This is a genomic window from Candidatus Ruminimicrobium bovinum (assembly GCF_902760015.1).
In the GTDB taxonomy this organism is placed as follows: domain Bacteria; phylum Elusimicrobiota; class Endomicrobiia; order Endomicrobiales; family Endomicrobiaceae; genus Ruminimicrobium; species Ruminimicrobium bovinum.
Genome location: NZ_CACWEU010000120.1, coordinates 1 through 14,918 on the forward strand (window position 1 = coordinate 1; position 14,918 = coordinate 14,918).

11 protein-coding genes and 2 pseudogenes are annotated in these 14,918 nt (G+C 25.5%); 5 read left to right on the plus strand and 8 right to left on the minus strand.

Going from position 1 to position 14,918, the window contains the following annotated elements; all coding sequences use genetic code 11:
* The 4 genes and pseudogenes from ACMUOV_RS04310 to ACMUOV_RS04325 all read right to left on the minus strand — a co-directional run.
* Positions 1-174, minus strand: a pseudogene (locus ACMUOV_RS04310) (class I SAM-dependent rRNA methyltransferase); the annotation flags it as partial.
* Between the two features lie 447 nt (positions 175-621).
* Positions 622-879, minus strand: a pseudogene (locus ACMUOV_RS04315) (GDP-mannose 4,6-dehydratase); the annotation flags it as partial.
* Entirely contained in the window at positions 878-1,297 is a 420-nt protein-coding gene (locus ACMUOV_RS04320) for a nucleotidyl transferase AbiEii/AbiGii toxin family protein (protein ID WP_413853895.1), read from the minus strand. The gene ACMUOV_RS04320 and the pseudogene ACMUOV_RS04315, both read right to left, overlap by 2 nt.
* Positions 1,298-1,361: 64 nt before the next feature.
* A complete protein-coding gene (locus tag ACMUOV_RS04325; RefSeq protein ID WP_413853885.1) occupies positions 1,362-1,973 on the minus strand; it encodes a DUF6088 family protein in 612 nt (203 codons plus the stop codon).
* A gap of 352 nt (positions 1,974-2,325) precedes the next feature.
* Here ACMUOV_RS04325 and ACMUOV_RS04330 point away from each other — a divergent pair, with 352 nt between their 5' ends.
* The 5 genes from ACMUOV_RS04330 (at position 2,326) to ACMUOV_RS04350 (ending at position 9,422) form a co-directional block, all read left to right on the plus strand.
* The gene (locus ACMUOV_RS04330) at positions 2,326-3,102 is read left to right on the plus strand and encodes a hypothetical protein (protein ID WP_413853886.1); all 777 of its coding nucleotides are present in this window, start codon (positions 2,326-2,328) and stop codon (positions 3,100-3,102) included.
* A 122-nt stretch (positions 3,103-3,224) separates the two neighbouring features.
* Positions 3,225-3,914, plus strand: a complete 690-nt coding sequence (locus ACMUOV_RS04335) for a hypothetical protein (RefSeq protein WP_413853887.1) — start codon at positions 3,225-3,227, stop codon at positions 3,912-3,914.
* A 599-nt stretch (positions 3,915-4,513) separates the two neighbouring features.
* On the plus strand, positions 4,514-5,779 hold the full coding sequence (locus tag ACMUOV_RS04340; RefSeq protein ID WP_413853888.1) for a DNA methyltransferase: 1,266 nt from the start codon (positions 4,514-4,516) through the stop codon (positions 5,777-5,779).
* Positions 5,780-7,993, plus strand: a complete 2,214-nt coding sequence (locus ACMUOV_RS04345) for an ATP-binding protein (protein ID WP_413853889.1) — start codon at positions 5,780-5,782, stop codon at positions 7,991-7,993.
* Between the two features lie 76 nt (positions 7,994-8,069).
* Positions 8,070-9,422 carry a hypothetical protein gene (locus ACMUOV_RS04350; RefSeq protein ID WP_413853890.1) on the plus strand — a complete coding sequence of 451 codons (1,353 nt, stop codon included), beginning with the start codon at positions 8,070-8,072 and terminating at the stop codon, positions 9,420-9,422.
* Here ACMUOV_RS04350 and ACMUOV_RS04355 read toward each other — a convergent pair.
* From ACMUOV_RS04355 to ACMUOV_RS04370, 4 genes are all read right to left on the minus strand, one after another.
* Entirely contained in the window at positions 9,411-10,838 is a 1,428-nt protein-coding gene (locus ACMUOV_RS04355) for a DUF2971 domain-containing protein (protein WP_413853891.1), read from the minus strand. The two genes, ACMUOV_RS04350 and ACMUOV_RS04355, sit on opposite strands and share 12 nt — an antisense overlap.
* A gap of 79 nt (positions 10,839-10,917) precedes the next feature.
* Complete coding sequence (locus ACMUOV_RS04360) at positions 10,918-11,835, minus strand: hypothetical protein (protein ID WP_413853892.1); 918 nt, start codon at positions 11,833-11,835, stop codon at positions 10,918-10,920.
* 57 nt (positions 11,836-11,892) lie between these two features.
* Entirely contained in the window at positions 11,893-13,029 is a 1,137-nt protein-coding gene (locus tag ACMUOV_RS04365; RefSeq protein WP_413853893.1) for a hypothetical protein, read from the minus strand.
* 283 nt (positions 13,030-13,312) lie between these two features.
* A complete protein-coding gene (locus ACMUOV_RS04370) occupies positions 13,313-14,839 on the minus strand; it encodes a lipopolysaccharide biosynthesis protein (protein WP_413853894.1) in 1,527 nt (508 codons plus the stop codon).
* Between the last annotated feature and the right edge of the window lie 79 nt (positions 14,840-14,918).

Here is a 14,918-nt window from a genome sequence, read left to right on the forward strand (position 1 = left end):
AGAATTCGGATTGTAAAATCCTAAACCTATAAAATTATTTGAACTGTCATAACACTCAACAATATCGCCTGCTTTAGGTTTATCTATAATATTACTTATTTCATTTGAAAAAATCCATTGATGTCCTGATTTTATTCTTTTTTCTTCGTTTTTTTTCAATATAATACTTTTCATATTCAACTCAATTTATTAATCAAAATTTTTCAACCACCGACAAATTATATCATATTTGGAGTGAAAAAATTTAAATATTTTTTTGGTCCATTATTTATCCAACCTTCAACCCGTTGAATTTGTTGTTATAGAAATAATCAATACGGGAATTAAAATAATTTAAAATTTAATTATTGTTTAATCAAACTTCAAGGTAAATATATTACAATACTACCGTAGTACACGGGATGTCGCCACTGCTGGATAGTGTAGACCGCATCCCGTTTATTTTTTCACAATAAATTTTTTCATTTGTCATTTCGAGTGTAACGCGTTGTTGGACGTGAAATCTATCAGTTAATATTTGTCGTTTTCAGCTTTTCAGCTCCTCAGCTCTCAGTTGCAGTTATAACCCCATAACCCTATAACCATATAAACCTATAACCCAAAATTTGCTTTGCAAATTTTTTAATTTTCAGTTTTTCCGTACATTTTTGTGTAATAATTTTTATATTCGCCGTCTATTATGGGTTGCCACCACGATTGATTGTTTATATACCAGCCAATTGTTTTTTTGATACCGTCTGCAAATTTTGTTTCGGAAAGCCATCCTAATTCTTTATTGATTTTTGTTGGATCTATTGCATATCTTAAATCGTGTCCTTTTCTGTCTTGAACATGCACAATTAAACTTTCGGTTTTGTTAAGTTCTTTGCATATAAGTTTAAATTCGAATAGAATTTATTTCTCTTTCCAAAACTGCAATATAATCGAGTATTTCATCCCACGAAGGTATCTCACCATAAATCATATCTTTCATATTATCATAATCGTTCGATAAAACTTTTAAATTATGTTCTGCCGGAACAAGCTTTATTGTTCCAGGAACCGCTTCATTATACTTTGCCCAACCTCTCGGATAAAATCTGCTCTTAAAAGATACCACTTCTTTTAATAAATCTAAATCAGAAAAAGCTTTTTCTTTTATATGACTGTGTCCTATCTTAAATACATCATAATAATGTCGAGAGTATCTCACCGGTGTAACAGAATTTTCAGGTCTGTGATGTTCATGATGCAAAATAGTGACTTTTTCCCAAAAAGTCCTTTCTGCTTTTATCGTTGGTATTTTAGGATTTTTAATATATTACTTACTTCATTAAAAAGTCTTAATCGTTGTTTGTTATCCGTAAATGCAATTTTATTCATTATTTGTTCTCCAAACATTCTGTTGCTTTCTTTATAACGTCATAAATCCAATCTGCACAAGTACAAGCTTCTTCTTTTATTTTTTCCCATTCTGTTTTAGAAAATTTTTTTGACAAACTACTTATAAATTTTTCATTTATTTGTTCTTTCCCGGCAGAACGAATTGCATGAATGACCAACTTTGTATTTTTGGAACCTATCAATTCTTTTTTTGCAATGTGCCTAAATTCTAAAGGAATTTTATCAATTATATATTTTCTTTTAGGACCATCTGACAAATAAACCTTTTTTGATGTCAATTGAGTTGATAATCCTAAATAATTCAGTGCAGTATTCCCATCAGGAGATATATTCCATCCAAATTTTCTCGCAATAGCATTTGCAACCTGTTCTATATCAGGTGCAACTTTTCTTTTTAAAATAGAACTATACATAGGATAATCATAAATTCCTCGTATTACTCTTCTTATATCACCATCTTCAACCAAATATGATAAAGATTCATCAATTTCCCTTCGTTTAAAGTCTTTTAAAAAATCAATCGCAGAAAAAGCCCACCCTTGCTTATGTTCTCTTATCTTTCTTAAAATCTTTTCTTTTACAGATATCATATCTCTCTCCTTTTCTCAAGAAATAATAGCATATTTTTCTGGAAAAATCAAATATATGATTTAAGATTTATTTGAATATAATAAATATATAAATTAATATAAATAAATATTATTTTTTCTGGAATTTTTGCTACTAACAAAACACAAACAAATTAATACACAACCATATTTCTTTATTTTAAATCAACATTTTTATACACCAATAAAAAAGTCAATAAAAAATAAAACTTTCAGGAAGTCATTCTAATTCTTTATTGATTTTTGTAGAATTCAACACAATCAAATTCTGTGGAACAGTTTTAAATTATGGTATAATAAAAATAATCTTCATTAATATTTAGAGGACGAAATAATGACAAAAAGAGAGAATAAAATCTATTTACAGATATTAGAAATAATAGAAAAAGAATATGACAAACTTCACTCGAAACAAATTGAAACAAAAGAAGAAATTGAACACTATGGTTTCAAAAAAGAAATAACTAAAACAGAAATAAAAAAATATTTTGGCAATTATAAAAACTTAGATGAATTAAAGAAAAAAGGAATCAATTATTATTCAAAACTTCCGAAGAAGATAAGAGAATATATAAAACACTGTTCAAAAGAAGTCCGTCAAGCAATAGGCTTTGCATTACTTGGCAAACCTGTAAAAATATTAACCGGGAAAGAATTTCAAAAAGATGGAATAAAACTTACTGTAAAAGTTCCGAAATATTATAAAGAAAAATATGACGGAAAAGTAATAAATAAAAAACTTGGCGAAGTATCGCTGGATTTAAACGGTGTTAAAGATGATATGGGACACAAATTAAGTTTTCTAAAATCAAGTGCTTTCATTGCCGTTCCCGAAGTAATAATGTATGGAAAAATATTCAGCAGAGAAAAAAATTGGAAAAATAGAGGATGGACTACTTTCGTAATAATAGCACCGATAAAAATAAGGACAAAAAGATTCATTCAAGAAGTTGTAATAAAAAGAAACTCTGTAAGGCAAGGTTTATACCTACATGAAGTTGAAATAAAAAAGAGATTGATAGACTCTATCCAGGCCCACACTAAGTTGGGACGCCTACCAATCTCTAAGCTAATTATAGCTCAAAAGATTTCAAAAGTCAACAAAAAATAAAACTTTTAGGAAGTCATTCTAATTCTTTATTGATTTTTGTAGAATTCAACACAATCAAATTCTGTGGCATAGTTTTAATTATGGTATAATAACAAAAAATATTTAACAAACAACAAAATAAAATGAACACACAAAATTTAGAACAAATCAAAAAAGAAATATCAGTATTATATATCCCTTATTTTGAAATAACAACAAGTTTTATTAAAAATTTTGCCAAAGAAAAAAATATAATTTTAACAGAAGAAGAAAGCGAATATATTTTCAAACAATTTCAAAAAGAAAACACGGAAATATTATTAAATTTTAATGAAGAAATTTCCACATACAAAACTACCGAACCGCAAGTATTGGATTGGACAAATAAATTCCAAAAAGCCCCAACTCTTCAAGAAGTAAGAACTTATGTAAAGAAATTAGTAGATGAAGCTGTTAAGTTTGCAACATTATCCCCCGATTGGTTTATTGATATTATTGGTAATAGAAAAAAAAGAGAACATATTGTAAAAAGCAGTAAACGAAAAAGCATGAACAAATCTGATGTAAAAAGACATAATAAATATATTATAGGTTTGGAAGAATTAATAAATAATTCTAAATACCAAAGCTCACAACTCAATAAAAAAAAGAATGATAAGCCGGAAATAATAAAATATCATTATTTTATCACAAATTTAAAGATAGGAATAAATAAATATAGAATTATTTTAAACACAGAACAATATATAGGTGAGAGTGAAGAAAAGCCACAAACTGTTCACTTATATGATGTTTTTGAAATAAAAGAATCAGGTAAGCTTATCAGTCACTAAACTGATATTAGTTCACTTACCTGACATTTATATTATATTACATACAACATATAAAAGTCAACGAAATTTTTACATTTTTAAATATAAAATTATTTTAAACACAGAACAATACATAGGAGAAAGTGAAGAAAAGCCACAAACCGTTCATTTATATGATGTTTTAGAAGAAAAAAATTCAGGTGAGCTTAAAGGTCGTTAGACCTAAATCAAAGTTCACTCACCTGACACTATTAGTATAATTAAAAAAGTATAGATTGTCAATAAAAAATAAAACATTCCTCCTCAACCACTATTTTTGAATTCGTTGAAAGGTTGAAGAGTTGAATAGCTGAATGGTGTAATAGTTTGTCATTCCGTACCTGATGCGAGATCTAGTCATTGATGTGGTCACAATTTGTGACCGGTTGTTTGAATTAGCAATATTGGAAAAGAGTTGTAATATTTTTAACAATTAATATAAATTTATCAAAAATCAACAATTATAACAATGCTAACAAATAGATTTTTATAAATTAAAAAAAATACAATTAAAAAAAATTTATTTTTGATATAATATTAATTGGTTTTAAAATTTCATAATTTTGAATAAATTTATAATTATGTTAGAAATAACGCCAAACAACATTCATAGAACATTGAGAATTCCTGTAGACAATTCTTGGAATTATGCATCAAACAAAGAATTAAAAATGCATAACATACATGCATATCCAGCAAAATTTCCATCATTCATTGCATCAAAAGTATTTGAATATGCAACAACTGAGGGAGTAACAATAAGTAAAGTGGCAGATATTTTTTGTGGTTGTGGAACCGTTAGTTTGGAAGCGCAACTACACAATTATGATTTTTGGGGATGCGATATAAATCCAGTAGCTACTTTAATTTCTAAGGTAAAAAGTAAAAATTATAATATTAAGATTTTAGAAAGATATTATAATGTAATACTAGACCATTATACTTTAGAAATACTACCAACATTTTTATACGAAAACGCTAATGAACGTTTAAAATATTGGTTTTCTCAAAATACATTTAATGAGTTATATAAAATAAAAAGATGCATAAAAAACTTTATTCCAACAGGAAAATATCAAGATGCTTTTTTGTGTATATTTTCATCAATTCTAAAATCTTGCTCCCGTTGGTTAAACAAATCTATAAAGCCACAAATTGATCCGTATAAACAAGAAATAAATGTTATTGAAATTTTTAAAAAACAATATAACTATTTTAAAAAAGCTGTAGGAGAAAACAAACAAAAATTCAAAAAAGAAACAATTATTAAAAACGATAATTTTTTAACAATAGATAATATTCCAAATATAGATTTAATAGTTACAAGCCCCCCATATGTTACATCTTATGAGTATGCTGATTTACATCAGCTTTCGTCTTTGTGGCTTAATTATACTAATGATTATAAAGCTCTCAGAGAAGGAAGTGTAGGAAGCATTTATAACAGCAAATATTTTGATTTAGAAAATATAGAAATTAACGAAATTGGTAAAACGATTATTGAAAATCTTTCTTCTGTTCTAAATCAGGCAAAATTAAAATCAATAGCAAGATATTATACGGATATGGAGCTTGCGCTCGACAAGTGTTATCATAAATTAAATGAAAATGGTATGATTTTCCTCGTAATAGGAGATACTGAATATAAAGGAATAAAAATAGAAAACTCTAAACATTTATTAATGACACTACATGAAAAGGGCTTTACAAATTTAAAAATCGCTCGTCGAAAAATTTCGAATAAATTATTAACTCCTTATAGAGATGAAAATGGCAAATTTACATCAGACAAAACAAAAAGGGAAATTTATCATGAAGAGTTTTTAATTAGTGGGAGGAAATTTTAGATGCAAAAAAAAATATATAAAATAAGACCTTATGCTCGTTTGATAACTATGCTCGGTGAACAACTTATTAAAAATGAAATTATTGCTCTTTCTGAACTAATAAAAAACTCATATGATGCTGATGCATCATGGGTGAAAGTTAGCTTTTGTAATTTTAATAAAGATTTTTCTATAAATAAAAATTCAAAAATTATCATTCAAGATAATGGTACAGGAATGAATCAAGATATTATAGAAAAAGCATGGCTTAATCCTGCAACTCCTACAAAATTGAAACAAAAGAATAAAATAGGAAAAACACTTAAAGGAAGAATTTTGCAAGGAGAAAAAGGAATTGGACGATTCGCAATATTCAAATTAGGTTCAAAAATTAAAATATCAACAAAAACAGAGTTAGACAATTATGAAAATATTTTGACATATGATTTTTCTAAATATGATTCTAATTTTTTAACAGAAAACAATGTTGAAAAAGAACTATACTTAGATGATTTAGAAATAAACTACGAACAAAAAAAAGTTGAAAACTTTTTAAATAACAAGACTATTAATTTTGGTATTAATAAATTAAATTTAGATCCTTTTGGTACAATAATTGAGATTTCTAATTTAAAAAATGATTGGTCTAAAGAGAAAATAGAGAAAGTTCAAAAAGAAATAGGTAAAATGCTTCCTATATTTAGACCACTAAAAGATTTTGATTTTGATGTTAAGTTTTATCAAGATGACAATAAAATGACTATAAATGAAGAATATATTGAAAGATTAAGAGGATTACTTGAAAGAAAACCTGTTTTTAGAATAGAAAAAGGTTATTATGATGAACAAAAGCAAATTATATCGTATGAGATAAATAGTCATCATAAGGAGTTATCTTTTAAGGATCCATTATTTAATAGTTTATCTTATTTCAGAAAAAATCTGTCAGAAAAAAATATAACTAAATGTGGAAATTTTGAATTTGAATTATATATTTTTGATTTTAACGCTGATGAAAACACAAAATATTTTCTTTCTAAAGATGAAAAAGATGATATAAAACCTCATCGTATTTATTTATATAGAGATAATGTAAGAGTTCTCCCTTATGGAGACGTTGATGACGATTGGTTAAAAATTGATATGTTAAGAGGAACTATAAGAGCAGCAGAATTTGTAAGCAATGAACAAGTCGTTGGTTGTGTATATATAACTGATGAGAAAAATAAAAATTTAAAAGACAAAACTAATAGAGAAGGTTTAATTGATGATGGAATAGCATTAAATGAATTTATTTCTATACTTCAATGTATATTGAGATATATTCGTGCAAATGATTTTCAAAAGTATCTTATAGATAAAAATAGAATTAAAGAAGAAAAACTTATAAAAGAAGAACGTCCAGAAATATTTTTAAAAAAATTAGAAGAACGTTTTAAGAATGATAAAGAAATAACAAAACTTATAAATTCTTGTTCAAATGCATATAAAAAAGAAAAACAAATTTTAAACAGAAGAATTGAACAAGTTGAAGATTTGGCAGCCGTTGGTCTTTCTGTTGAAACAGCATCTCATGATATCATGTTAGTATTAGCTGAAGTTTATAAGACACTTTCAGATTTATATAAAGACATAAAAAAGAATGCCAATATTGAAATAAACACTCTTAAAAATTCACTCACAGAACTTATTACAAATGTTGGTTTTATAAAAGACACTATGAAAGATGTTCAAATTCTGTTCCCCTCAACAAAGTACAGAGCAAAAGATGTAAACGTAAAAAAGATAGTAGATAAAATTTATCAAATGTATAAAAAAACATTACTGGAAAACAAAATATCTGTTAACATTTATTCATCATCAAATAATATTCTCTTAGCTTGGACTCGTGATGCAGTTTTATTTCAGACATTTATAAACTTATTTGATAATGCTATTTTTTGGTTAAAAGATAAAGAAGGTACAAGAAAAATAGATATTGAAATTGATGGAGACAGTAAAAAATTAATATTTGCTGATTCCGGTTATGGTATTAAAGATGAAATTAAAAATTATATTTTTGAACCTTTCTTTTCAACAAAAGGGGATGAGGGTAGAGGATTAGGACTATATATTGCAAAGCAACTATTAGAACGTTATGATTATAGCATTAGGTTAGCAGAAACTAAGCAAGAATCGATTTTAGATGGAGCAAATTTTGTATTAGATTTTTCAAAAGATGGAAAAACTTTGTGAGCATAAAAAAGTTACTAAAAAATTTTTTAAATGGCTTAACTCTTGTATCAGTTTTTCAAAAAAAGGAGTAACATCTGTGAATATAAAAGATTTACTTAAAGGTATTATTGTTGTAATAGATGATCAAGTAAATACCGGCAATTCCTCAATAAAAAGCATAGTGGAACAATTAAGGAAAGATAATTTCCCTGTAGTTACTTATACCGATATACCAAACATTAACATAATAGAATCTTTGTCATATGCTTCCGTAATTATTTTAGATTGGGATTTTAATAATATCGATAATGTAATAGATGATAATGATATGACTGTTGAAGAAAGAAGATTTCTAAAAAGAGCCATGGATAAATCAGAACCAAACAAGGAAAAGAAAATAGAACTAATCAACTTTTTAACTGAAACACTAGGAAAAATATTTGTTCCTATATTTATTTTTACGGATCAAGTAATTGATTCTATAAAAAGAGAAATATCAGATGCACATTTAGGAAGCCATATTGATAAGAGAATTTTTATAAAAGCAAAGGACTATTTAATTGGAGAACATTTATATACAGAAATTGATAATTGGTTAAAATGTAATAATGTAGCATATATTGTAAAGGAATGGGATAAAATTGCTGTTAGAAATAGAAATAAAATGTTTTTAGAATTATACAATTGTAAAGCTGACTGGGTATCAATACTTTGGAAGGTTTTGTCAGATGATACTAGTAGTTTAAATACACATAATGACCTTGGAGATTTTATTACTAAAAATTTCTACAATAGATTTCATTCTTATAAATTTGATGAAAATTATATAAGCATCCAAAAAAACTCTAAAAATATTAAAGAAATTTTTACAATTCTCAAGCATGATGCTTTTATTGAATATACTGAAAATAATAAACCAGATATTCCTTATACCGGAGATATCTTCAAAAAAAATGGAGAATATTTTCTTAACTTAAGAGCACAATGCGATATTTCAAGAAAAGATACTTCAGGAAGTTTTAATCCTAACTTATATTGTATAAAAGGAAAAGCTGTTAGTGATGAAAAAGTTATAAAAAATTATATCAATTTAAAAAAAGAAAATGACCAACTAAAAATTATTTTAGGAAACAACGAACCAGTATTAATAGATAAAGATTGCAATTATGAACAAATAAATAAAGAAATACAAAAATGTATAAATAATAATTTCTTATTTAAATATGGTGCATTGTTAGAAAATAAAGATACTATTCTTTTTCCATATGTAATAGAAAATAAAATAATTAATTTTAAAATAAACAAAATTGAAGTCAAACAATTCGATTCAATAAAAGATAAACGTATTGGAAGAATTGTTTCTCCTTATTTAACAAGGATTCAACAAAAAACAGCTAATTACATAATAAGACAAGGAATTATGCCAATACCAGAAGAATTATTTTTTTAATATTACACTTTTTAATTCCAATCGTTTAGATATTGTAGAATAGTATAGATCATAAAATTTAAAATTACTTATATTGTTTTTTGTACAATGTCTATTTATTATCTTTATAACTTTTTTCTTATCTTCTATAGATACCTTTCTTCCAAAAATAATTGAATCAAGATCATCAAATTTATATTGTGCAATTCTACTTTGACTTTTTTCATAGCCATTAAAAATTGCTTCCCTTTCAAAAATTCTATATTCTTGTTCATACTTCCACTTTTTTGACTTTGTACAAATATATTTTTTAGCATTCTTATGATAATTACTGTACCATTCTTTATTGTTATAATTTTGCAGACAGGAACTGAATTTTGTTTTATCATAATTAGAAAACCAAAAATCGCCTAAGCTATCTTTTTGAGAATAACCTAACGAAGTAAAAAAATCAATCTCTGGATAATTTTTTGAGTATATAACTTTATTTAATTCACATTTTTTTAAAGTTCTTATTATTTTTTTCCTTTTTGTATAGATTTGTAAACCTGAAGGATAATTTAAATCAATATAGTTTGAATTATCATGTTTTTTTATTTTATATTTCAAACAAATACCATTTTCATTATTTGCATAATGTGCCCACATAGGTTCATTACGGAATGTTGCAGAAAAACAGGCAACACAAAGATTATTATATAACAATCTTTTGATATCTTTTATGTATAAATCAGGGAACTCAAAAACCAAAATATCTGTGTTATAAGTGGCAATATCTTTATTCATATTGTTACTATCAGTTTTAACAAACTCATATTGATAGTTAAATTGATTAATTTTATTTAAAACTTCTTCTTCAGAATATGAGCAACTAACCAATAAATTTGTAATTTCAGAATATTCTTTCCAATTTTTCACTTCATTATAAATTTTATTATACTCTTTATTCTCAAGAAGTTTTTTACCATATACAGCCTTTTGCATTTCTGTACTTATTACTAAATATGCATAAAGATGTATACTTTTTAAAATCAATGCCATTTCATCTATTGTAAATTTTTTATTCGATTGTGCTAATTTTTTGGGAATATCAGCAATAAATTGTGGACTAAAAAATTCATAATAAATTGATTTAAAAACCGTTGTCATTATAGGAAGATTAAAAATATTTGTCGGTAAAAAAATTGGTAATTGTTTAACATTTATTTTCTCTTCCATTCCATGCACACTTGCCTCAGAATATAAAATTAATAACACATATAAATAATGTTTTATTAAACCTTGAAAAGCTATTTCATCTCCTTGCCAAACAATATTTATATAATCTTCCATTTGGTCGTTTAATTCATCAAGTTTAGAAAAATATATTGAAAGAGTATCGAGTTCTTTATATTTAAATAATTTATCTATTGAACGATATCGATATAAAAAATTCATAATTATTTAACCTTATAAAATGTAAAAAATATATTTTTTATTTTACCAAAATTCAAGGGAGGTTTACTATTTGAAATTTTTATTTAAACTCTTTAGCTTTATTATCTATTTTTATACGAGATTCATAATAATGCTTTTTAAGTTCCATCTTTTCATCATTAGACAATAATTTATTATTCATTTCTTGTTTAACAATTGGCTCAATAACACCATCTTTTGGATTTTCTTTTGACGGATAAAAAACTTTTGTATTAAATAAAAAATCTTCATATAAACCATTCTCAATAAAAGAAATCGTAATTTCTTTTGCAGAATTTACAGCTTTAGTAGGAAAAAAATTAGTAATTATAAGAATATCTTCTACAGGCAACCATGCACCTCTATGTTCTGAACCTTTTGGAATGAAATTAGAGTTTTTCCCATCATTTAATCCGGGATCTCCAGATAAAAAAAATTCAAAAGGCAACATTAAAAACATAAAATTTAAAATTTCATGCTTATTAAACCAAGCAATATTATCTTCATGATTAGCAGTAATAAAAACTTCTAAAACATCATTGTTACCAATATCAATTACATCTTTGTGTCGACCATTTGGAATATATTCTTCAGCCTCGGAGACAATTGAATCCGGAATTTCTAATTTAAAAATAGGGATTGGAAAATCTTTATTGATACTTGGAGCCACAATATTTTCTTTGCCGATTGTTATATATTTTTGTTCTCCTGACTTTGCATTTTTATTCTTTACATGAATAGTAATAGGTTTATTATTTATGCCTGGATGGTAACTAATATCCGTAGATATATTTTTAGATATTGTGTATATCGTTGGAAAATTAGAAAAAAGCTTATACAATTGAACTTTATATGAAAATTTAAAAAAATCTATTTTTATATCGTATTTTCCATCAGTTTTTTTTGACAGAACAAATCTCCCGATATCCTTTCCTTTTTTAATTATAGGTATTTTATAAGTATTATCTTTAGACGACATATTTGCTTTTCCTAATATATACAAATATTTTTAATTGATATTTTTTTAAGAGTTTATTTATATTTTGATTTTTTCTTTAAAAACATTTCTGTCTATAATATCCCAAAAAAGCTGAAGCATTACAGCCGCAAAACCAATAGATAGATAATTAAAATTTGCTGAATATCCATGCATAATTGAATTTCTAATATTTATTCTTTTTGTACCAAATAAGTTTAACATTAAAGTTAAATATTCAGGACGAATTATCTCCTTAATATATTCAGAATTTAACAACCATCCCAATGTAATAGGTTTATTCTTGCCTAATTTGTGTAAAAATATTGAATGCAATTCTTTTTGCTTTTCATTAAAAAAACCTCTTTTACAACCGATATTCCACATGTTTTCATATATCTGTTCTTTAGGAATATTTTCCATAACGATATTATTAAATTTTATTGCCTCTTCAAAAGCCATACATAATCTTTCTTCTTCAATAGAAATATTTTTCCCTCCATTTTTTAAGTTTTGAATGGACTTATAAAATAAAAATTGAATAACAATATCAATATTTGATATCAAAGAATTTTCAATTAATGCAGGTAATATAAAAGTTGCTGAATATGCATGAGGTAAACTACGTACACTATTTAATGAATTTTGATATGAATAATCTTTCGAAATGATTTTGCCTTCTTGAATCACAAATTTGATATTTTTAGGTATATTGTGAGACTTCGGCAAAATAAGAAAAGGAGGTGCAGGTGCATTTTTTAAAGCTCTTGCATAATCCTCAATAACATTATTATATAAACTTTCATAGTCTGTAATATTTTCAAAATTTCTCATTAAAGGAAAATAATGTTTCATATCTAATAAATCTTCATGATAATTTAAACAAATATTTCCTAAATACAAATGAAAATCGTTAATAAGAAGATGTCTTTCTAAAAAAACTCTTTTATCTTCTTCGCTATTAAATGTTCCAAATGGTTCAGGCAACTGTGAGTAAAGCTTATCGTATTCATAAATTTGTTCAAAATCTCTTAAAATATTAAGTTTCACTTTTAAAAGATTCTCTTCATTTTTTGCGAATGATAAAGCATCTCTCTTTTCTGCTATATAATCGTTTGCAAGTTGAGGATTTAATAATATAGAACTTCCCGTGGGTGATATTTTATATTTCTTAATATAACAAAATTTTGGATACATAACTATTTCTCAAAGAATTAACAATTTGCATTTCTTGTTTATCATTACTTTCTTCCAAAACACCAATTTCATTTTTTTTGTATTCCTTTTGAATTTAATAATTTTTTAATTTTCATTTTTTGTTTCGAGTAATTTTAATTTTCTTCATAAATAAAATAATTTTTAATATTTTACCAAAATTCAAGGGAGGGTTGCTATTCAAAAATCTACCACTTAAAAATTTTCTTGATGAGTTTTTTAAAAACTTTGACAATTGAAGGTTTTTCGTTGAGGAGTGTTGTGGTTAGTTTTTTCTCATCGGAAGTTTTGAGAAATATTTATTACTTATCCATTGAAATACGGATAACATTTCAGAACGATAAAATATAAAATTGATAACAAAACTTATCACAATACATACAGAACTTGTTTTTAAAGCTAAAACAAACCAAGCAAAATATGAAACTTCTTTCATTTGAAAATATCCTGTTATAAGCATTAACAATATAATTAGAGTATCTACAAAAATATGTTTAATAAAAATTTTTATATTTCTGTTCATAATATTTTTAGATAAATACCAAGCAAAATAAATTGTTCTATATGCAAGTGCTGTTAATATTCCGATGGCGACACCAATGAGCCCATAATTGGAAACTAACACTATAGATAAAATTAAACAAATGCCCATTTCTATAATTGCACTTGTTTGTGTTTGTTTATAATGTCCTGCAGCAAGAATTATTGTATTGTATGGTAAACGAATAGAATGTAAAGAAAAAGCTATTGTAAATAAATATGCAAAAGCAGGAACTATATAATTAATATCCGTTATTCCACTTGTATAAACTTTTACAAACGGAACAATTAATATACCGGTAAGCCCAAACAGCAAAGTAGTTAAAGTATGCATAATCCATTCAAACTTTGTAAATGCTTTATTTAAATTTATTATTTCATTCTTTGCCAACATATTCCCAAAAGTTGCCTGAATTCCTGCCGTTAATGCCGTAATAAATTGTTTAATCCCATTAGTTACTAAATTATAAATAGTATAAACAGAAACTTCTTTTAAAGAAGTAAATATCGTTAAAATTGCAATTGGAGTGCCAAACAAAATAAAAGCTGATAAATGCTGGGCTAATCCATTCCATTTTTGTTTAATTGGTTCTGTTATAAGTTTTAATTTATGGTTTATTTTATAATGTTTATGAACATATATAGCCAAACAAATAGGTTGTGCAATAAAAATAATTGAAGAAACAAATTTAACTAAATGAATACCAAAACCATTCTTCATTAATATTACACAAATAGTTGTATTTAAAATAAGTGCAATTACATGTAATCCTAATGGAATAAAATCCAATTGATCTGCACTTAATAATAAACGATAAGTCATACCAAAAAAATATTGAGCAAATAAACTAATAGAGATAATTACAATTAAACTTGCAGTATATAAAGAACTAAATTCATTTTTTGCTAAAAACGGATACAAAAATATTAGTACGGTTGTATAAACCAGTAATATTAACCCTAATTTACGAAAAAATCTTTCGGAAGAACAAAATATTTTATTTATTTCTTCTTCCTTTTTTTGTGCAAGAGGTTTATATAAAGTGGATTTTACAACAGCACCTACACCAAGATCACACAAAGCAATAAAACCTAAAAATTGTGCAATACTTGCTTGTAATCCATTAACTGCAGAACCATAAGAAACTAAAAACATTCTTGGTAAAATAAAGCCACAAATAATTATTACTAATTGATTCGTTAAAGAAACTGCAGTATTTATTGATAATTTTGTAGAACGATTAAGTTTCATATATTCTAAATATTTTCGTTAAATTTTTTTAAGTAAAAATTCTTTTTTTGTTTGGGTGGAAGCCAAGGTTCAATTTTAG

What these genes read in the sequence shown, in the direction of transcription:
- ACMUOV_RS04340 (WP_413853888.1), top strand. Translation starts at nt 4,514, where the DNA reads ATGTTAGAAATAACGCCAAACAACATTCATAGAACATTGAGAATTCCT.
- ACMUOV_RS04325 (WP_413853885.1), bottom strand. Translation starts at nt 1,973, where the DNA reads ATGATATCTGTAAAAGAAAAGATTTTAAGAAAGATAAGAGAACATAAG.
- ACMUOV_RS04360 (WP_413853892.1), bottom strand. Translation starts at nt 11,835, where the DNA reads ATGTCGTCTAAAGATAATACTTATAAAATACCTATAATTAAAAAAGGA.
- ACMUOV_RS04345 (WP_413853889.1), top strand. Translation starts at nt 5,780, where the DNA reads ATGCAAAAAAAAATATATAAAATAAGACCTTATGCTCGTTTGATAACT.
- ACMUOV_RS04330 (WP_413853886.1), top strand. Translation starts at nt 2,326, where the DNA reads ATGACAAAAAGAGAGAATAAAATCTATTTACAGATATTAGAAATAATA.
- ACMUOV_RS04370 (WP_413853894.1), bottom strand. Translation starts at nt 14,839, where the DNA reads ATGAAACTTAATCGTTCTACAAAATTATCAATAAATACTGCAGTTTCT.
- ACMUOV_RS04365 (WP_413853893.1), bottom strand. Translation starts at nt 13,029, where the DNA reads ATGTATCCAAAATTTTGTTATATTAAGAAATATAAAATATCACCCACG.
- ACMUOV_RS04335 (WP_413853887.1), top strand. Translation starts at nt 3,225, where the DNA reads ATGAACACACAAAATTTAGAACAAATCAAAAAAGAAATATCAGTATTA.
- ACMUOV_RS04355 (WP_413853891.1), bottom strand. Translation starts at nt 10,838, where the DNA reads ATGAATTTTTTATATCGATATCGTTCAATAGATAAATTATTTAAATAT.